This is a genomic window from Paraburkholderia sp. JPY465, assembly GCF_050436725.1.
Taxonomy (GTDB): domain Bacteria; phylum Pseudomonadota; class Gammaproteobacteria; order Burkholderiales; family Burkholderiaceae; genus Paraburkholderia; species Paraburkholderia youngii.
This window is the reverse complement of the sequence record NZ_JBNDMT010000003.1, coordinates 116,956-135,248: the sequence shown is the minus strand read 5'-3', so window position 1 is coordinate 135,248 and position 18,293 is coordinate 116,956. Positions and strand designations below refer to the sequence as shown.

15 protein-coding genes are annotated in these 18,293 nt (G+C 65.1%); 2 read left to right on the top strand and 13 right to left on the bottom strand.

From position 1 onward, the window contains the following. Window positions 1-263: 263 nt before the first annotated feature. Together QFZ94_RS15140 and QFZ94_RS15135 are read right to left on the bottom strand one after the other, a co-directional pair. Window positions 264-1,586 (bottom strand): Glu/Leu/Phe/Val family dehydrogenase, encoded by a 1,323-nt coding sequence (locus QFZ94_RS15140; protein WP_176121823.1) that lies wholly within the window; start codon window positions 1,584-1,586, stop codon window positions 264-266. 162 nt (window positions 1,587-1,748) lie between these two features. After that, complete coding sequence (locus QFZ94_RS15135) at window positions 1,749-2,705, bottom strand: LysR family transcriptional regulator (RefSeq protein WP_368584030.1); 957 nt, start codon at window positions 2,703-2,705, stop codon at window positions 1,749-1,751. A gap of 187 nt (window positions 2,706-2,892) precedes the next feature. Between QFZ94_RS15135 and purB the strand changes: the two genes are divergently transcribed. Further along, entirely contained in the window at window positions 2,893-4,281 is a 1,389-nt protein-coding gene (gene purB / locus QFZ94_RS15130) for an adenylosuccinate lyase (RefSeq protein ID WP_368584031.1), read from the top strand. A gap of 95 nt (window positions 4,282-4,376) precedes the next feature. On the opposite strand, the gene QFZ94_RS15125 is transcribed toward purB, so the two are convergent. From QFZ94_RS15125 to edd, 4 genes are all read right to left on the bottom strand, one after another. Continuing rightward, complete coding sequence (locus tag QFZ94_RS15125; RefSeq protein WP_368584032.1) at window positions 4,377-4,871, bottom strand: gluconokinase; 495 nt, start codon at window positions 4,869-4,871, stop codon at window positions 4,377-4,379. A 10-nt stretch (window positions 4,872-4,881) separates the two neighbouring features. Then, window positions 4,882-6,267 carry a GntP family permease gene (locus tag QFZ94_RS15120; protein WP_368584033.1) on the bottom strand — a complete coding sequence of 462 codons (1,386 nt, stop codon included), beginning with the start codon at window positions 6,265-6,267 and terminating at the stop codon, window positions 4,882-4,884. 253 nt (window positions 6,268-6,520) lie between these two features. Then, the gene (gene eda, locus QFZ94_RS15115; protein WP_429457921.1) at window positions 6,521-7,162 is read right to left on the bottom strand and encodes a bifunctional 4-hydroxy-2-oxoglutarate aldolase/2-dehydro-3-deoxy-phosphogluconate aldolase; all 642 of its coding nucleotides are present in this window, start codon (window positions 7,160-7,162) and stop codon (window positions 6,521-6,523) included. A gap of 2 nt (window positions 7,163-7,164) precedes the next feature. Further along, complete coding sequence (gene edd, locus QFZ94_RS15110) at window positions 7,165-9,129, bottom strand: phosphogluconate dehydratase (RefSeq protein ID WP_410848608.1); 1,965 nt, start codon at window positions 9,127-9,129, stop codon at window positions 7,165-7,167. Between the two features lie 297 nt (window positions 9,130-9,426). Here edd and QFZ94_RS15105 point away from each other — a divergent pair, with 297 nt between their 5' ends. Next, a complete protein-coding gene (locus QFZ94_RS15105; protein ID WP_429457918.1) occupies window positions 9,427-10,272 on the top strand; it encodes a MurR/RpiR family transcriptional regulator in 846 nt (281 codons plus the stop codon). 95 nt (window positions 10,273-10,367) lie between these two features. Here QFZ94_RS15105 and QFZ94_RS15100 read toward each other — a convergent pair whose 3' ends face one another. The 7 genes from QFZ94_RS15100 to QFZ94_RS15070 form a co-directional block, all read right to left on the bottom strand. Continuing rightward, on the bottom strand, window positions 10,368-10,784 hold the full coding sequence (locus QFZ94_RS15100; protein WP_368584037.1) for a CopD family protein: 417 nt from the start codon (window positions 10,782-10,784) through the stop codon (window positions 10,368-10,370). A gap of 60 nt (window positions 10,785-10,844) precedes the next feature. Continuing rightward, a complete protein-coding gene (locus QFZ94_RS15095) occupies window positions 10,845-12,116 on the bottom strand; it encodes a glutamate-5-semialdehyde dehydrogenase (protein ID WP_429457916.1) in 1,272 nt (423 codons plus the stop codon). Window positions 12,117-12,363: 247 nt separating this feature from the next. Beyond that, complete coding sequence (gene holA, locus QFZ94_RS15090; RefSeq protein WP_429457914.1) at window positions 12,364-13,491, bottom strand: DNA polymerase III subunit delta; 1,128 nt, start codon at window positions 13,489-13,491, stop codon at window positions 12,364-12,366. Window positions 13,492-13,545: 54 nt separating this feature from the next. Then, window positions 13,546-14,097, bottom strand: a complete 552-nt coding sequence (lptE, locus tag QFZ94_RS15085) for an LPS assembly lipoprotein LptE (RefSeq protein WP_429457912.1) — start codon at window positions 14,095-14,097, stop codon at window positions 13,546-13,548. Between the two features lie 88 nt (window positions 14,098-14,185). Beyond that, on the bottom strand, window positions 14,186-16,777 hold the full coding sequence (gene leuS, locus QFZ94_RS15080; RefSeq protein ID WP_429457910.1) for a leucine--tRNA ligase: 2,592 nt from the start codon (window positions 16,775-16,777) through the stop codon (window positions 14,186-14,188). 199 nt (window positions 16,778-16,976) lie between these two features. Then, the gene (locus QFZ94_RS15075) at window positions 16,977-17,408 is read right to left on the bottom strand and encodes an ExbD/TolR family protein (RefSeq protein ID WP_368584042.1); all 432 of its coding nucleotides are present in this window, start codon (window positions 17,406-17,408) and stop codon (window positions 16,977-16,979) included. Window positions 17,409-17,499: 91 nt separating this feature from the next. Then, window positions 17,500-18,216, bottom strand: coding sequence for a MotA/TolQ/ExbB proton channel family protein (locus tag QFZ94_RS15070; protein WP_429457908.1), 717 nt, complete (start codon window positions 18,214-18,216; stop codon window positions 17,500-17,502). Between the last annotated feature and the right edge of the window lie 77 nt (window positions 18,217-18,293).

Genomic DNA, 18,293 nt, shown 5'->3' with positions numbered 1-18,293 from the left:
CCGGCGCCAGTGTAACAAAGTAATTTTTCTGAAAGTATTCCTATTAACCATGCTGTTGCGCGCACGCCTCGATGGGCCCGCGGCGCGGTCGCACAGCCGTTTCGCGCATACGAGAAGGCGGGCGGCATCGATAGGATGCCGCCCGCCGGTCAAACACGCCGTCTTGTGGACAGCGCTGATGCACAAAATTTCGGCGGTTTCGCCTCCCGGCCCGGATACCGGGCCGCGTCACCGCCGCTTCCAACAAGATAGGACAGGGTCCATCAGGGATACAAGCCGCGCATCTCGCGCGCTTGCAAAATCCGCTTACACGCGACGATGAACGCCGCCGTCCGCACCGACACGTTCTGCTCGCTCGACACCTGCCACACCGCCGCGAACGCTTCGCGCATCACGCGCTCGAGGCGCTCGTTGATCTCGTCTTCGGTCCAGAAGAAGCTCGAAAAGTCCTGCACCCATTCGAAATATGACACTGTCACACCGCCCGCATTCGCGACCACGTCCGGAATCACGAGGATGCCGCGATCGTGCAGGATGTCGTCCGCCGCCGTGGTGGTCGGGCCGTTCGCGCCCTCGACGATGATCCTGGTCTTGATCTTGCCTGCGTTCTTTTCGGTGATCTGGTTTTCCAGCGCCGCCGGAATCAGGATGTCCGATTCGACGGTCCAGAACTCATCAGCGGTGATCGCGTCGGCTTCAGGGAAACCGCCGACGCCGCCCTTCTTCGCGACGTAATCGAGCAACGCGACCGCATCGATCCCGGTGGACTTGTACACCGAGCCGGTGTGGTCCTGCACCGCGACGACCTTCGCGCCCGCTTCCTGGAACAGACGTGCGGCGATGCCGCCGACGTTGCCGAAGCCCTGCACCGCAATACGCGCGCCTTCGATGTCGAAGCCGATCCGGCGAGCCGCTTCGCAGCCCACCACGAACACGCCGCGGCCCGTCGCCTCGCGGCGGCCGAGCGAGCCGCCGAGCGTGATCGGCTTGCCGGTCACGACGCCGGTGGCCGTCTGCCCCTGATTCATCGAGTACGTGTCCATCATCCACGCCATGATCTGCTCGTTCGTGTTCACGTCCGGCGCGGGGATGTCGGTATTCGGTCCGATGATGATGCCGATCTCGCTCGTGTAGCGGCGCGTCACGCGCTCGAGCTCGCCCCGCGACAGCGTGCGCGGATCGACACGGATACCGCCTTTCGCGCCGCCGTACGGCACGTTCACCGCCGCGTTCTTCACCGACATCCACGCGGACAGCGCCATCACTTCGGAGAGCGTAACGTCCTGGTGATAGCGCACGCCGCCCTTGCCCGGACCGCGCGACACGTTGTGCTGCACGCGATAGCCCTCGAAGTGCGCGACCGTGCCGTTGTCGAGTTCGATGGGCACATCAACGACGAGAATGCGCTTCGGGCGCTTCAGGGTTTCCAGCCAGCGGGACAGCGAACCGAGGTACGGCGCGACGCGGTCGACCTGGCGCAAGTAGTTGCCCCAAGGGCCGAGGTCTTCTTTGTTGAGGTAGGAGGGAACGGACTGCAACGTTGAGGCGGCTTGTGCCGATTCTGCGGCTTGTTGCTGGGATGACATGAACGCTCCGGCGTTTGATCGAGTACGGGCATTGTGGAAAAACGCCGTGTTGAAATCCAATGCCGTTTCCTTATCCGGTTATGTCTTTCTTGCATAACGTTCGGAAAGCCGCAAGTTCGTGTCGCCGCGACGCAGGTTCGAGCTCGAGTTTTATGCCGCGTTTCAGGCGGCGCTCCGCCTGAGCTCCTCCGACACCACGTCCCACAACTGACGCACGAGGATCTGGCGCGCGTCGTCGCTTTTCGCGGCGAGCTTGTCGCGGTACAGGCGAATCTCCATGCTGAGCGTCAACTGCCCTTCGGGCGTGCCGCGCATCGCGCGATCGAGGCGGATCAGCCGGCCTTCGGCCACCGCATCTTCGACCGCGCTATGCGGCAGAAACGCGATGCCGTGACCAGCGAGCGCCATCGCCTTGAGCCCCTCGGCCATGTCGGTTTCGTAGAGCCGGTCGAGATACAGGCGCTCCGGCGCGTTTGCAAGAATCACCTCGGTCATGCGCCCGAGGTATGCGTTCGGCGTGTACGACAGATACGGCGCGGGCGCGTCGGCCGAGCCCGGCAGCGTGTGACGCGGACGGCCCGCGCGGGCGGGCGCCGAGAACGGGCTGATCGGCTCGTGGCCGAGCGTCAGCATGTCGTAGCGCGCCGGATCGAGCGCGACCGGGTGGCTCGGATGGTGATAGCCCATCATCAGATCGCAGCCGCCTTCCACCAAGGACAGCGCCGCGTCGTGCACGTTCAGCGCGCGCAGCCGCGTGTGGATCGGGCCCATCTGCGCTTCGATGCGCTGCAGCCAGCGCGGAAAGTAAGTCAGCGACAGCGTGTGCGGGACCGCGAATTCGATCGTCGCCTGCGGCGTCGCCGTATGGCCGCGCAACAGCGCGCGCGCCTCATGGAATTGCGACAGCATCGCGAGCGCCTGCTCGTTGAACACCTGCCCGGCCGCCGTGAGCCGCGTTGGATAAACAGAACGGTCGATCAGTTCCGTGCCGAGCCACGCTTCGAGCGCCTGGATGCGGCGCGAGAAAGCCGGCTGCGTGACGTGGCGCAGTTCGGCCGAGCGGCTGAAACTACGCGTTTCCGCGAGCGAAATGAAGTCTTCGAGCCATTTCAGTTCCATGCGAGTGCGTTTGCCGGCGAGAGGGAAGAAGTCTGCATTCTAGCGGCGCGAGGTGCGGCCGACGCATCCGGACGGGCGCATCGCATCACAGTGGTAAAATCCACGGTTCCCTCCGTTCCCGATCCGCTCGCTGAGCGCTCAGTGCCTTAACCCGCGCCTCAACCTGCGCCTCAACCCGGTCCTCATCATGTCCGACACCCGCCCCGACACCCTGTTCGCGCTGAACGCGCTCTCCCCGCTCGACGGCCGCTATGCCGCCAAAACCGAAGCCCTGCGCGACTGGCTCTCGGAAGCCGCTTTCATGCGCAATCGCGTGACGGTCGAAATCCACTGGCTGATCGCGCTGTCGCGCGCCGGCTTCGCCGAAGTGCCGCGCTTCTCCGACGCATCCGAGCAGTTCCTGCTGCAACTGGCTGAGCGCTTCACCGCGCACGACGCCGCGCGCATCAAGGAAATCGAGCGCGTGACGAACCACGACGTGAAGGCCGTCGAATACTGGCTGAAGGAGTCGGTGAAGGGTCAGGAAGAACTGGAACGCGCGAGCGAGTTCATCCACTTCGCGTGCACGTCCGAAGACATCAACAACACGTCGCACGGTCTGATGCTCGCCGGCGCGCGCGAACACGTGATCCTGCCGGCGCTGCGCTCGGTGCATCAACGCCTCGTCGCGCTCGCGCATGCGCAAGCCGCCCAGCCGATGCTGTCGCGCACGCACGGCCAGCCGGCCAGCCCGACCACGCTCGGCAAAGAAATCGCCAACGTCGCCGCGCGTCTCGCGCGCGCGATCGAGCGCATCGCGAAGGTCGAACTGCTCGGCAAGATGAACGGCGCGGTCGGCAACTTCAACGCGCACCTGTCCGCGTATCCGGAGTTCGACTGGGAAGCGTTCTCGAAGGACGTCGTCGAGAACCGTCTGAAGCTCACGTTCAATCCGTACACGATCCAGATCGAACCGCACGACTACATGGCCGAGCTGTTCGACGCGATCTCGCGCGCGAACACGATCCTGCTGGATCTCGATCGCGACGTGTGGGGCTACATCTCGGTCGGCTACTTCAAACAGCGCACGAAGGCCGGCGAAATCGGCTCATCGACGATGCCGCACAAGGTCAACCCGATCGACTTCGAAAACTCCGAAGGCAACCTCGGCCTCGCGAACGCGACGCTGCGTCACCTCGCCGACAAGCTGCCGGTATCGCGCTGGCAGCGCGACCTGACCGACTCGACGGTGCTGCGCAACATCGGCGTCGCGTTCGGCTACTCGCTGCTCGCGTACGACTCGCTGATCCGCGGCCTCGACAAGCTCGAAGTGAACGCGCAGCGTCTGAACGAAGACCTCGACAACTGCTGGGAAGTGCTGGCCGAGCCAGTGCAAACCGTGATGCGCCGTTACGGCATCGAGAACCCGTACGAGCAGCTGAAGGAGCTCACGCGCGGCAAGGGCATCACGCGCGAGGCGCTGCAGAGCTTCATCGGCGGCCTGGCGATTCCGCAGGACGCGAAGGACCGTCTGCTCGAAATGACGCCCGGCTCGTACATTGGCAAGGCCGTCGAACTGGCGAAGCGGATCGGCTGATCGGCTGGCCCAGCTTCGGCGCATAAAAAAGCCGCTCCGAGGAGCGGCTTTTTTTCGTCCCGCGCTCGAAGCCGGAACGCGGGGGAATCAAAGACTCAGCGCGCTTCGACCTGCCTGAGCGCCTCGTCGACGATCTGTTCCGGCGTCAGATCGATGCTGACCGTGATCGCTTCATCGTCACCCGGCTCCTCGAGCGTATCGAGCTGGCTTTGCAGCAGCGACGGATCGAAGAAGTGCCCGGTGCGATGCCCGAGACGCTCCGCGAGCACCTCGCGCGAACCCTTCAGGTAGACGAAGCACACGTCCTTGTCGCCGGCGCGCAGAATGTCGCGATACGAGCGCTTCAGCGACGAACACGTGAACACCGCCGTCTCGCCCGCCTTCTGCTTTTCCTCGATCGCCGCGCGGATCGTCTTCAGCCACGGCCAGCGGTCTTCGTCGGTGAGCGGAATGCCGTGGTGCATCTTCTCCTTGTTCGCCGCGCTATGGAACGCGTCGCCGTCGGTGAACGTGCAATGCAGACGCGCGGCCAGCATTTCGCCAATCAGAGACTTACCCGCGCCCGACACGCCCATTGCGATCAGAATCATTTGAAACTCCTTACAGGACCGCCGCGAGTGCGAAGGTCAGGGCCAGCCCCATCACCGAAATGATGGTTTCTAGGAGCGACCACGTCTTGAAGGTCTGCACCACCGTCATGCCGAAATATTCCTTGATCAGCCAAAAGCCGCCGTCGTTCACGTGCGAGAAGATCAGCGAGCCCGAGCCGGTTGCGAGCACCATCAGTTCCGGTTTCACCTGCACCGCACCGGCCGCCGCGATCGGCGCGACGATGCCGCAGGCGGTCGTCATCGCAACGGTGGCCGAACCGGTCGCGAGCCGGATCATCGCCGCGACGATCCAGCCGAACAGCAGCGGCGACAGATGCACCGCGGTCGCGACGTTGGTGATTTCCTTCGAAATGCCGCTATCCATCAGCACGCGGCCAAAACCACCGCCTGCGCCGACGATCAGTGTAATACCCGCGATCGGCGCCAGACACTCGCCGCAGAACTTCTGGATCTGCTCGCGGTTAAAGCCGCGGCTCGCGCCGAAGGTCCAGAAGCTGACCAGCACGGCCGTCAGCAGCGCGACGTCGGTGTTGCCGAAGAAGCGCAGCAGATCGTTCGGCAGCGTCTTCGGTTCGAACACCAGGTCGGCCCAGCTGCCGACCAGCATCAGAACCACCGGCAACAGGATCGTGGCCAGCGTGATGCCGAAGCCTGGCAGTTCGCGCTTCGGTGCGTTGGTTGCCACGCCGTTGCCGTTATTCGCGTCGTGACTGAGAAACTGCGCGGCAAGCGGATTTTCCTTCGGCAACTGGATATGGCGGCTCACCAGCAGCGCGAACAGCGGACCGGCGACGATCGCGCAGGGGATGCCGACGATCAGACCATAGGCGATCGTCTTGCCGATATCCGCGTGATAAGCCTGCACGGCGAGCAGCGCGGCCGGGTGCGGCGGGATCAGCCCGTGCACCACGGACAGACCCGCGACCATCGGCAGGCCGACCAGTAGCAGCGATTTGTTGGTGCGCTTGGCGACGTTGAATGCGATCGGAATCAGCAGCACGAAACCGACTTCGAAGAACACCGGCAAGCCGACGATGATCGCGACGACCATCATCGCCCAGTGAATGTGTTTCTCACCGAACCAGTTGATCAGCGTGGTCGCGACGCGCTCGGCGCCGCCCGATTCGGCCATCATCTTGCCGAGCATCGTGCCGAGACCGACGACGATGGCTATGTGCCCGAGCGTGTTGCCGTTACCCGTTTCGAACGATTTGACGATGGTCTGCATCGGCATGCCGGCCACGAGGCCCAGCAGCAACGACACGATGATCAGAACGAGAAACGGATAGACCTTCAGGCGCGTGATCATGAAGATCAGCAACGCGATCGCGATTAACGCGTAGACCAGCAACATGCTTCCGTGGGCAGATTCCATGAAGCCCCTCCTTTGGTTTATTGGTTTCAGAGTGCGGATGCGGCCGGCACTTCGTCTCACGGCAACCTGCGCGATGCCTGAAAACCCGGCTGGCCGCGCGGACGCTGAATTTTACTGTTTGTTTCAAAAACGCGCGCAAATCCAGCACGCATATCAAGCAAAAAAAGAGTCTCGGCGCGACAGCCTGATGCGGCTGTATCGACGAGACTCCTGTGCCCGGTTTAGCTAACCGATGCGCTGTCGTTTTGCGGGCTTAGTGCGCGGGCGCCGCCAACTGGCTCGCGGCGCGCGCGAGGCGCGTCACCTCATCCCAGTTCTGCGCGGCGAGTGCGGCCTTCGGCGTGAGCCACGAACCGCCGACGCAGACCACGTTCGGCAGCGACAGAAAGTGCGGTGCGCTTTCCGGCGTGATGCCGCCAGTCGGGCAGAACTTCAGCGCCGGGAACGGACCGTGGAACGCCTGCAGCATGGGCACGCCGCCGGCCTGCTGCGCGGGGAAGAACTTGACGATCTCGTAGCCGAGCTCGAGCGCGAGGATGATGTCCGACGGCGTCATCACGCCGGGCAGCAACGGCAGACCCACATCCTGCGCGGCCTGGTGCATGTCCTTGGTCAGACCCGGCGACACGCCGAACTGCGCGCCGGCCGTCTTCGCTTGCGCGCAATGCTCGGGCTTCGTGATCGTGCCGACACCGACCACGATGTCGTCGGCGAGCTCGCACGCACGCTCGATCGCGCCGAGGCCCGCCGGCGTGCGCAGCGTGATTTCGAGCACCTTCACGCCGCCCGCGTGCAACGCGCGCGACACGTGTTCGCCCTGTTCGACCGTGTCGAACGCGAGCACCGGAATCACCGGGCCGAGGCGCACGATATCGCTTACTGTTTTCGACGTCATAGTCAGACTCCTTGTTTCTGCAGCGCCGCACCGGCTTGCGCGGTGCTCGTGTGATGGTCGCTGGGTTGATGGGCGTGCTTGTCGCCATGCTTGTGGTGGCTGCCGTGACCGTGCTGGCCGTCAAGCGCGCCGCCCTCGCCGATCAGCTTGCCGAACACCGACGCGCCCTGCTCCGCCGGCGCCGCCGCCGCACGGAACACGCCGAACAGCTCGCGGCCGAAGCCGGCTTCGTTGTCTGCCTGATGAAGCGGCTCGGCGTTCGGACGCGCGGCCCATTCGGCTGCGTCGATCTCGATGTCGAGCACGCCCGCTTCCGCGTCGATGACCAGCGTGTCGCCCGTGCGGACCTTGCCGAGCGGGCCTTGCAGCAACGCTTCCGGCGACACATGAATGACCGCCGGCACTTTGCCCGACGCGCCCGACATACGGCCGTCGGTCACTAGCGCGACATGGAAACCCTGATCCTGCAACACACCGAGCAGCGGCGTCAAACGATGCAATTCGGGCATGCCGTTTGCACGGGCGCCCTGGAAGCGCACCACCGCGATGAAGTCGCGCTTGAGCTCGCCCTTGTCGAACGCTTCCTGCACCGCTTCCTGCGAATCGAACACGATTGCCGGCGCCTTCACCTTGCGATGCTGCGCCGCGACCGCCGAGATCTTGATCACGCCGCGGCCGAGCTTGCCCTGCATAAGACGCAGGCCGCCGTCAGGCTGGAACGGCTCCTGGATGCCGCGCAGCACCGCGGTATCCGCGCTCGCCTCGACGCCCGCGACCCATTGCAGCTTGCCGTCGAGCAGCTTGGGCTCCTCGGTGTAGCGCTTCAGGCCCTTGCCCGCGACCGTGTTCACATCTTCATGCAGCAGCCCCCCTTCGAGCAGATTGCGCACGAGGAACGCAACGCCGCCCGCCGCGTGGAAGTGGTTCACGTCGGCCTTGCCGTTCGGATAGATCTTCGCGAGCAGCGGCACCGCCTGCGACAGCGTGTCGAAGTCGTCCCAGTCGATCACGATGCCGGCCGCACGCGCGATCGCGACGAGGTGCAGCGTGTGATTGGTCGAGCCGCCGGTTGCCAGCAGCGCGACGATGCCGTTGACGATCGCCTTCTCGTCGATCACATGGCCGATCGGCATGTAGTGGCCGCGCTCGACCGTCAGATCGAGCACGCGGCGCGCGGCCTGCGCGGTCAGCGCGTCGCGCAGCGGCGTGTGCGGATGCACGAAGGCCGAGCCCGGCAGATGCAGGCCCATCACTTCCATCAGCATCTGGTTGCTGTTCGCGGTGCCGTAGAACGTGCAGGTGCCGTGGCTGTGATACGCGGCCGCTTCCGCTTCGAGCAGCGCGTCGCGGCCGCACTGGCCGGTCGCGAACTGCTGGCGCGTCTTGGCTTTGTCGTCGTTGGACAGGCCGCTCGTCATCGGACCGGCCGGCACGAAGATGGTCGGCAAATGGCCGAATTGCAGCGCGCCGATCAGCAGGCCCGGCACGATCTTGTCGCAGATGCCGAGGCATAGCGCCGCGTCGAACATGTTGTGGGTGAGCGCGACGGCCGTGCTCATCGCGATCACTTCGCGCGAGAACAGCGACAGCTCCATGCCCGCGTTGCCCTGCGTGATGCCGTCGCACATCGCCGGCACGCCGCCCGCGAATTGCGCGACGCCGCCGTTTTCGCGCGCTGCCTGTTTGATGATGTCCGGGTAGTTTTTGTACGGCGCGTGCGCCGACAACATCTCGTTGTAGGACGACACGATGCCGATGTTCGGCTCGCGGATCTGCTTGATCACGAGCTTGTCGTTGCCTTCGAGACCGGCGAAACCGTGGGCGAGGTTCGCGCACGACAACGCGCCGCGTGCCGGGAAGCGCCCCTGCGCATGCTGGATGCGGGCCAAATACGCTTCACGCGTGGGCTTGCTGCGCTCGATCACGCGTTGCGTGACCTTCAACAATTGCGAATGCGGGGAAACCATCGGAGCTCCTTCGTCGCTGGCGGCAGGCGCACGCATGACACCAGGCGGTATCGCGGGGTTGTGATATCGAACCACGCCATATTAGTAGAAAAACTACACGATCGCAATTAAGAACGCTGTTGCGGTGCCGCATCGAACGACTCGCCAAGTCGCCCTATCGGCGGCGCCTTAGCGCTTTACAGCCGAAACCCAGGGAATACACTTACTCACCAATATGTAGTTTTTGTACCTAGTTTTGTGCGCCAACGACCAATCGGATATAGTCCACACGTTCTTCAGCATAGTGCGAGTTTTCCGATGATGCTGTCCCAAGTGGAACAGATGCGTGATCAGCTGCGCCCGTCCGAGCGCAAGCTGGCCGATTATGTGATCGAGGCGCCGCGCGAGGTGCTCGATCTGTCGATGACCGAGGTCGCCGCGCGCGCGGGCGTGAGTCAGCCGACGATCGCGCGCTTCTGTCACGCGCTCGGTTTTTCCGGCTTTCGCGAATTCAAGATCCGGCTCGCGCAGGGCATCGCGAGCGAAGTGCCTGCCGTCTATCGCGACGTGCGGCCCGACGAGCCGACACCGGGCGTCGCCGCGAAGGTGCTCGACCGGACCATCGGTGCGCTGATTCAGGTGCGCAACAATCTGTCTTCGGATAGCGTCGCGGCGGCGATCGACATGCTCGCGCAGGCGAAGCGCATCGAGTTCTATGGCGCGGGCGGCTCCGGCATCGCCGCGCTCGACGTGCAGCACAAGTTTTTCCGGCTCGGCATGCCGAGCGTCGCGTATTCGGACCCGCATACGTTTCTGATGTCAGCCGCGCTGCTCGGGCCGGGTGACATGGTCGTCGCGATTTCCAACACGGGCCGCACGCGCGACATCATCGATGCCGCGAGGGCCGCGCTGAACGCGGGCGCGAAGGTGATCGCGATCACGCACGGCAACTCGCCGCTCGCGCGGCTCGCGACCGTGGGACTCTTCGCGAACGTCGACGAAGACACCGACATCTTTTCGCCGATGACCTCGCGCGTGTCGCATCTGGCGATCGGCGACATTCTGGCGGTCGGTGTCGCGCTGAGCCGCGGGCCCGAACTGGTGGAAAAGCTCGCGCAGACGAAGGAAGTGATACACCGGCGGCGGGTGGACTCGCAGGGGTAATCCGCTCCGATAAGAAACGCAAAAGGGCGGTGTGCCATTCGACCGGCACACCGCCCTTTGTCTTTTCCAGCGCCCTGCTTAACGCCGTCAGCCGCTCAGAACGGCTTGATCACCACCAGCGCGACCGCCGCAAGCATACCGAGCACCGGCAGCTCGTTGAACATCCGATACCACTTGTCCGAGCGGCGATTCTGGCCGCGTTCGAACGTGCGGAGCAGCACGCCGCAATACGCGTGATAGATGACGAGCAGCACGACCACGCCGACCTTCGCGTGAATCCAGCCCTGCCCGCTGCCGATGCCGATCACGAGCCACAACCACAAGCCGCACGCGATCGCGGGCACCGCGATAAAGCTCATGAAGCGGAACAGCTTGCGCGCCATCAGCAGAAGACGCGCGGTCGCGGCGGGTTCCGTTTCCATCGCCAGATTGACGAAGATGCGCGGCAGATAGAACAGGCCGGCAAACCAGGAGGCAATCAACACGATGTGAAACGTCTTTACCCAAAGCATCGGCGGGGGTCCTTGTGGTCCTTGTTGTTGTGTTCGTTGTGGCGGTGCTTCGATTCGTGCTTATTGACGACCTTCGCCGTGCCCGAGCACGACGTACTTCAGCGACGTCAGCCCGTCCAGTCCGACCGGGCCGCGCGCGTGCAGCTTGTCGTTCGAGATGCCGATCTCGGCGCCGAGACCGAACTCGAAGCCGTCCGCGAAACGCGTCGACGCGTTGACCATCACGCTCGCCGAATCCACTTCGCGCAGAAAGCGCATCGCGCGGTCGTGGTCTTCGGTAACGATCGCGTCGGTGTGCTGCGAGCTGTAGGTATTGATGTGATCGATCGCCGCGTCGATGCCGTCGACCACCTTGATCGCGAGCACCGGCGCCAGATATTCGGTGCGCCAGTCTTCCTCGGTCGCGTCGACGAGCGGGCCGACGCCCGCATCGGCCAGCACAGCGCGCGCCGCCGCGTCGACGCGCAGCTCGACGTCCTTGCCGCGATACAGCTTGCCCAGCGGCGGCAGCACTTCGGCTGCGATGCCGCGCGCGACCAGCAGCGTTTCCATCGTGTTGCAGGTGCCGTAGCGGTGCGTCTTCGCGTTGTCGCAGACGTTGAGCGCCTTCGCCAGGTCCGCGCGATCGTCGACATAGACGTGGCAGATGCCGTCGAGGTGCTTGATCATCGGCACGCGCGCTTCGTTCATCAGACGCTCGATCAGGCTCTTGCCGCCGCGCGGCACGATCACGTCGACGTATTCGGTCATCGTAATCAGCTTGCCGACCGCCGCGCGGTCCGACGTCGCGACCACCTGCACCGCGTCTTGCGGCAAGCCGGCCGCTTCGAGCCCCTCGCCGATCAGCCTGGCGAGCGCGGTATTGCATTCGAGCGCTTCGGAGCCGCCGCGCAAAATGGTCGCGTTGCCGGACTTCAGGCACAGCGCGGCCGCGTCGATCGTCACGTTCGGGCGCGATTCGTAGATGATGCCGATCACCCCGAGCGGCACACGCATCTGGCCGACCTGGATGCCGCTCGGCCGATACTTCAGATTGCTGATTTCACCGATCGGATCGGCCAGCGCCGCGACCTGGCGCAGGCCTTCGACCATCGTCTTCAGCGCCTTGTCGGACAGCGTCAGACGGTCGATGAACGCAGCGTCGTGGCCCTTGCCGCGGGCGCGCTCGAGGTCGCGGGCGTTGGCGGCCTTCAGCAGATCGGCATCGCGCTCGATCGCCTCGGCAACGGCCGCAAGCGCCGCATTCTTCGCGGCGGTCGACGCCCGCGCCATCGCGCGCGAAGCCTGGCGAGCGCGTTGGCCGAGGTCGGTCATGTACTGGTCGATATCCATGGTCATTCTCGTGATGCCCCGCACGTTGACGTGCGGTGGTCGGGCAAGATTAGCGAAAGATCAAACGATTGTAAGTCGGGTGCCTGGGCTTTGCTCGCGAGGGGCAGCGGGTGCGCTGTGCGGTCGCGGGTTTGCCGTTGCGTTGTGTTGAGCCCGTGGCATGGGAAACACGGTGCTCTGCATGTGACGCGATTGACGGTTGCTGTGCGATTGCAATCGCCGCCGAAGCTCGCCCGCGCCCAGTTGCTCAGCCTGGCCGCCGCGCTGGCGCCGCAGTCGGCGCCCGAGGTCGCGGCGGCGTCACTGGCGGCACCGCCGACGGTTTTGGCGCGGCCACCGTCATCGCGAGTTCGAACAGGCCGTCCCACGGATCGGGCGGCGGATCGTTGCGATGATTGCCCGGCGTGCCGCCCGACAAGCCCTTGACCTGCCGATCGAGCCTCGCCGCCAGCGCGAGCGCCTTCTCGAGCGCCGCTTCGCTGACACGCGACAGCGCCGGCCCGATCAGCCGTTCGCGCGGACCCCACACGCGGTTCTCGCGCGTGAGCACCGCGAGAGGCTTGCCGGCTGCGACGCCGCGCTTGATCCGCAACAGCGTACGCACTTCCTCGACGACGGCCCACAGCACGAGCACCGCCGCCTCTCCTTCACCGCGCAGGCCGTCGAGCATGCGCGCGAGACGGCCGACGTCGCCCGCGAGCATCGCCTCGTTGAGCTTGAAGACGTCGTAGCGCGCGACGTTGAGCACCGCGTCCTGCACCTGATCGAAGCTCAGCGAGCCGCTCGGATACAGCAGCCCGAGCTTCTGGATTTCCTGATGCGCGGCGAGCAGATTGCCCTCGACGCGCTCGGCGATGAAAGCGAGCGCGCGCCGCCCTTCTTCGCCGGCTGCGACGCGCTGGCCTTGAGCCGCGAGCCGCTGCCCGACCCAGTTCGGCAGTTGCGCGCGCTCGACCGGATCGATCTTCAGCGCGACACCCGCATCGGCGAGCGCGGTGAACCATGCTGACTTCTGCGTGGCCGCATCGAGACGGGGCAGCGTGATCATGGTCAGCACGTCGTCGTTGACGGTGGATGCTAGCGCCTTCAGCGCATCCGCGCCTTCCTTGCCCGGCTTGCCCGACGGAATGCGCAACTCGACCAGTTGACGGTCGCCGAACAGCGACATCGACTGGCTCGCGCCGAGCAGCGAGCTCCAGTCGAAATAGCGCTCGGCCGTGAACACCGAGCGGTCAGTGAAGCCTGCCGCGCGCGCGGCCGCCCGGATGCGGTCGCACGCTTCCTGCGCGAGCAGATGCTCGTCGCCGTACACGACGTACAGTCCGGCGAGGCCGCGGGCGAGATGCGCTTCGAGCGCGTCAGGTCGCAGTTGCATGGCTGGCGGTTGACGGGATGGATGAGATTCGACGCATCGCTAACGGCGCGATGCTCACAGCGGCGGCGGCGGCAGCGGCGCGCGCGGCGCGATGGCCGGCACGGCCTCGGCCGGCGTCGGATGCAGCGAGCGCACCACGCCGAGACGGCGGATCAGCTGATCGACCGCGTCGTTCTCCATGTCGGCGAACAGGATGTCGGACTCGGCGGCCTTCGCTTGCGAGAACTGGTCGCTATAGGTCATCGCGCGGTTCAGCGCGATCACGCTGCCCGGAATCAGCACGGTGCCGTCCTTGCCGGTCAGCGTGTAGGTCATCTGCAGATTCAGCTGATACTCGGCGACGACGCCCAGCGAATTCAGCGTCAGCGTGCTGAGGTTGCGGTTCTGCGTGATTTGCAGGATCGCGTCGGCATTGGCGACCGAGTTGACCACCACGGTGTCGCTGCCGCCCTGCACGATGCGGGTGAAGCGCGCCATGGCCGCGGGCGAGCCGCCCGACACATAGAGGCGCTTGAACGCGAAGTCCTGCTGGCCGCGCAGCTTGAAGCCGCAGGCCGACAACATCATTACGCTGCAAGCGAGCGTCAAAAACGATCTGCGAGTCACATTCGCTCCCGGTTCGCAGTGGATTCGCGGTGCCGAGGAACGCCACCGTGCGGGCGGCGCCCCATCTGCCGGATGAGGGCCCGGAACGTCAAACGACCACGTTCACGAGACGGCCCGGCACCACGATGATCTTCTTCGGCGCCTTGCCTTCGCTGAACTTCGCGACCATTTCGTGCGCGGTCGCTTGCTGCTCGATCGCGTCGCGCGATGCATCCTTCGCGACCGTGATCGCGCCGCGCACCTTGCCGTTCACCTGCAGCACGAGTTCGATCTCGGCCTGTTCGAGCGCCTTCTCGTCGACCTTCGGCCACGGTGCGTCGAGCAGCGGGCCGAATTCGTCGGCGTAGCCGAGCTCCTGCCACAGCTGGAACGTCAGGTGCGGCACGACCGGGTACAGCACGCGCAGCATCACGCCGTAGGTCTCACGCAGCACGGCCGTCTGCGCGCCCTTCGCGCCGTCGAGCGCGTTGAGCATCTTCATCGCGGCCGATACCACCGTGTTGTACTGCAGACGCTGATAGTCGAAATCGGCCTGCTTCAGCACGCTGTAGATCTCACGACGCAGCACCTTGTCGGCATCGTTAAGTTGCGTGGTGTCCAACTGGCCACCCGTGCGCAGCGCGGCTTCGTTCGTGTAGCCGAAGTTCCAAACGCGGCGCAGGAAGCGGCTCGCGCCTTCGACGCCCGAACCCGACCACTCGAGTTGCTGCTCGGGCGGAGCCGCGAACATCACGAACAGGCGCGCGGTGTCCGCGCCGTGCTGATCGATCAGCATCTGCGGGTCGACGCCGTTGTTCTTCGACTTCGACATCTTCTCGACACCGCCGAGCACGACCGGCTGGCCGTCCGCGTTCAGCACCGCGCCGACCGGGCGGCCCTTGTCGTCGAACGACACGGTCACGTCCGCCGGGTTGTACCAGGTCTTCTTGCCCGCGTCGTTTTCGCGGTAATAGGTTTCGTTGAGTACCATGCCCTGCGTGAGCAGGTTCTTCGCCGGTTCGCCGAATTTCACAAGACCGAGGTCGCGCATCACCTTCGCCCAGAAACGCGAGTACAGCAGGTGCAGGATCGCGTGCTCGATACCGCCGATGTACTGATCCATCGGCGCCCAGTAGTCGGTGCGCTCATCGACCATCGTCTTCGCATCCGGCGACGCGTAGCGGTAGAAGTACCACGACGAGTCGACGAAGGTGTCCATCGTGTCGGTTTCGCGCTTCGCCGCGCCGCCGCAGCTCGGGCACGTGCAATTCAGGAACGCTTCGGACTTCGCGAGCGGATTGCCCGTGCCGTCCGGCACGAGGTCTTCCGGCAGCACGACCGGCAGGTCTTTTTCCGGCACCGGCACGTCGCCGCACTTTGGGCAGTGGATGATCGGAATCGGCGTGCCCCAGTAACGCTGGCGCGACACGCCCCAGTCACGCAGACGCCACGTGATCTGCTTGTCGCCGAGGCCGAGCTCCTTCAGATCGGCGGCGATGCGGTCCACCGCTTCGTCGTACGCGAGGCCGTCGTACTTGCCGCTGTTCACCAGCGTGCCGGTCTTCTCGCCGTACCATTCCTGCCACGCTTCGGTCGAGAACTCCTTGCCTTCGACCGCCACTACCTGTTTGACCGGCAGACCGTACTTCTTCACGAACGCGAAGTCGCGCTCGTCGTGCGCCGGCACGCCCATCACCGCGCCTTCGCCATAGGTCATCAGCACGTAGTTGCCGATCCACACCTCGACCTGCTCGTGCGTCAGCGGATGCGTGACGTAGAAGCCGGTAGCCATGCCCTTCTTTTCCATCGTCGCGACGTCGGCTTCGGCGACGCCGCCGCGCTTGCATTCGTCGATGAACGCCTGCAGTTCGGGCTTGTCTTGCGCAAGGCGCGTGGCGAGCGGATGCTCGGCGGCGATCGCGCAGAACGTCACGCCCATGATCGTGTCGGCGCGCGTCGTGAACACGCGCAGCAGCTTCTGCTCACCGTCGATTTCGTACGGGAAGCCGAAGTTCACGCCGAAGCTCTTGCCGATCCAGTTCTGCTGCATGATCTTCACGCGCTCGGGCCAGCCGAGGCCGTCGAGATCGTTCAGCAGCTCATCCGCGTACTGCGTGATGCGCATGTAGTACATCGGGATTTCGCGCTTTTCGACGAGCGCGCCCGAGCGCCAGCCGCGCCCGTCGATCACCTGCTCGTTCGCGAGCACGGTCTGGTCGACCGGGTCCCAGTTCACGGTGCCGGTTTTCTTGTACGCGATGCCCTTTTCCAGCATCTTCAGGAACAGCCACTGGTTCCATTTGTAGTAGTCGGGGCTGCAGGTCGCGACTTCGCGCGACCAGTCGATCGCGAGACCCATCGACTGCATCTGCTTCTTCATGTAAGCGATGTTGTCGTAGGTCCACTGCGCGGGGGGCACGTTGTTGGCCATCGCGGCGTTTTCCGCCGGCATGCCGAACGCGTCCCAACCCATCGGCATCAGCACGTTGTAGCCGTTCATCCGCAGATAGCGGTACATCACATCGTTGATCGTGTAATTGCGCACGTGCCCCATGTGCAGCTTGCCCGACGGATACGGCAGCATCGAGACGCAGTAGAACTTGGGCTTGTCGGTGGTTTCCGTCGTCTTGTAGGCGTCGATGGCGCGCCATTGCCCTTGCGCGGCGGCTTCGACGTCGGAGGGAACGTATTTTTCGTGCATGGTGTGATGGGATCGCTAGGTTCGGTGCTTTCGCACCGGCCCGGTGCTCTGCAGAATGTCGTTGCGTCGTTTCCCCTTTGACGGGGAAAGGGCTGATTATACCGTTCGCGGACGGGTGCGCCGCTACGCGCGGCATGGTGCGGGGCGGGGTACGCCGGATTCGTCGACGCGGTGCGCGCCCGGCGGCGCCCGGTGATGCTCAGTGCTGCGCGGCGGGCGGCGGCGGGTCCGTCACGAAGCCGATCCGCTCGAGCCCCGCTTGCTGCGCGGCGCCCATCACCTGCGCGATCACTTCGTAGCGCGTCGAGCGCTCCGCGCGCAGCTGGATGTCCGGCTGGTCCGCCTGCTTGCCGGCCTCGGCGAACTGCATGCGCATCTGCGCGAGCGTGATCGGCTTGCCGTTCCAGTAGAGCTTGCCGGCGCCGTCGATCGACAGCGAGATGGTCTGCGGGGTCTGGCGCGCGGGCGCCGCCGCGACCTTCGGCAGATCGAGCCGGATCGCGTGCGAGAACAGCGGCGCGGTAATGATGAAAATCACCAGCAGCACCAGCATCACGTCGATCAGCGGCGTCATGTTGATCTCGGCCATCGGCGCGGCCGTCTGCTTCTTCTCGAGTCCGCCGAATGCCATGTCGCCTCCTTGCGTCTGAGTTTGGTCCTGCGATGGGCGGTGTGTCGTGTGGGGTAGGTCGCGATTTATCGGGCCCGCCGCACGCCAGGCGTCAGCGGTGTGCCTCGTGCGCCGCCTGCTGCGCGCGCGGCGGCGTCGCCGCGTGCTCGGGCGAGCACACGTACGCGTGCAAATCGTGCGCGAATCCGTCCAGGTCCTCGGTCAATTGCCGCACGAGGCGGCCCAGCACGTTGTAGCCGAGCACCGCCGGAATCGCGACCACGAGACCGAAAGCGGTCATGATCAGCGCCTCGCCGACCGGTCCCGCGACGTTCTCGATCTGCGCCTGCCCGCTCGCCGCGATGCTGCCGAGCGCGTGATAGATGCCCCACACGGTGCCGAGCAGACCGACGAACGGCGCGGTGCTACCGACCGACGCCAGCAGCACCTGACCGAACTCGAGCCGCCGCTGCGACGCGTTGAGCGCCTGGCGCAGCGCGCGCAGCACCCGTTCGCTGCGCTCGACGCGCGCGAGCAGCGCACAGGGAATGTCGACCTCGGCCGCATGGAGCGCCGCTTCGGCGAGCGGCGCGAACACGCGCTCGCGGTCGGTGCGGCGCAGGATGGCGACGCCTTCGGCGAGCGTCGGCGCCTGCCAGAAGCGCGCGATCGCCCGCGAGGACTGGCGTTTCGCGCGCGTCAGAATCCAGCTCTTGACGATCAGAAAACACCAGCTCGCAATCGACATGGCCAGCAGTACGTAGGCGACCGCAAGCGTGATCGCGTCGCTCGTTTGCAGGTAATGAATGATGCCGCTGCTGGCTGCCATCTGACCTCGCCTTCGGAAAGTGACTTCGGGAGGGCGCGCTCGGGATGCGCTGCCCCGCCTATGCGCAACGAACTTCG

Coding starts and splice junctions, on each gene's coding strand:
- purB (WP_368584031.1), top strand. CDS start 2,893: ATGTCCGACACCCGCCCCGACACCCTGTTCGCGCTGAACGCGCTCTCC.
- QFZ94_RS15100 (WP_368584037.1), bottom strand. CDS start 10,784: ATGCTTTGGGTAAAGACGTTTCACATCGTGTTGATTGCCTCCTGGTTT.
- leuS (WP_429457910.1), bottom strand. CDS start 16,777: ATGCACGAAAAATACGTTCCCTCCGACGTCGAAGCCGCCGCGCAAGGG.
- eda (WP_429457921.1), bottom strand. CDS start 7,162: ATGACGTCGAAAACAGTAAGCGATATCGTGCGCCTCGGCCCGGTGATT.
- QFZ94_RS15125 (WP_368584032.1), bottom strand. CDS start 4,871: ATGATTCTGATCGCAATGGGCGTGTCGGGCGCGGGTAAGTCTCTGATT.
- QFZ94_RS15070 (WP_429457908.1), bottom strand. CDS start 18,216: ATGGCAGCCAGCAGCGGCATCATTCATTACCTGCAAACGAGCGACGCG.
- QFZ94_RS15140 (WP_176121823.1), bottom strand. CDS start 1,586: ATGTCATCCCAGCAACAAGCCGCAGAATCGGCACAAGCCGCCTCAACG.
- QFZ94_RS15075 (WP_368584042.1), bottom strand. CDS start 17,408: ATGGCATTCGGCGGACTCGAGAAGAAGCAGACGGCCGCGCCGATGGCC.
- QFZ94_RS15120 (WP_368584033.1), bottom strand. CDS start 6,267: ATGGAATCTGCCCACGGAAGCATGTTGCTGGTCTACGCGTTAATCGCG.
- QFZ94_RS15135 (WP_368584030.1), bottom strand. CDS start 2,705: ATGGAACTGAAATGGCTCGAAGACTTCATTTCGCTCGCGGAAACGCGT.
- QFZ94_RS15095 (WP_429457916.1), bottom strand. CDS start 12,116: ATGGATATCGACCAGTACATGACCGACCTCGGCCAACGCGCTCGCCAG.
- QFZ94_RS15105 (WP_429457918.1), top strand. CDS start 9,427: ATGATGCTGTCCCAAGTGGAACAGATGCGTGATCAGCTGCGCCCGTCC.
- edd (WP_410848608.1), bottom strand. CDS start 9,129: ATGGTTTCCCCGCATTCGCAATTGTTGAAGGTCACGCAACGCGTGATC.
- holA (WP_429457914.1), bottom strand. CDS start 13,491: ATGCAACTGCGACCTGACGCGCTCGAAGCGCATCTCGCCCGCGGCCTC.